The following is a 295-nucleotide window of genomic DNA, read 5'->3' as shown; positions in this document are numbered from 1 at the left end:
AAGGTGTAATGTCCAGCATTGCCGGCGAGAAGTTCCGCCGATTGCCGTACGACTTGCGGCAAGAAACCGCACGTGTCGATCACCGCATCCCATGTCCGCCCTTCCAATGCGGCGAGCTCTCCGTTGCGGTCTCCGATCAATTTCTCAGCTTCCGGAAAGATTTCAGGATTTTCTTTTCCTCTATTGAATAAGGTGACTTCATGTCCTTGGTCGATGGCAGCTTGCGTTAAAAAGCGCCCTAAAAAGCGGGTGCCCCCGAGAATTAAAATCTTCATTATTCCCCATCCTTTCTAGA

1 protein-coding gene is annotated in these 295 nt (G+C 50.5%); it reads right to left on the bottom strand.

Going from position 1 to position 295, the window contains the following annotated elements:
- On the bottom strand, positions 1-275 hold a 275-nt coding region (locus tag R0J87_RS19425), incomplete at its 3' end, for an NAD-dependent epimerase/dehydratase family protein (protein WP_498888295.1).
- Positions 276-295 lie beyond the last annotated feature (20 nt).

This window comes from Halomonas sp. SIMBA_159 (assembly GCF_046536035.1).
Lineage (GTDB): Bacteria > Pseudomonadota > Gammaproteobacteria > Pseudomonadales > Halomonadaceae > Vreelandella > Vreelandella venusta_A.
The sequence above is the reverse complement of the archived record's forward strand: the minus strand, read 5'-3'. Positions and strand labels throughout refer to the sequence as shown.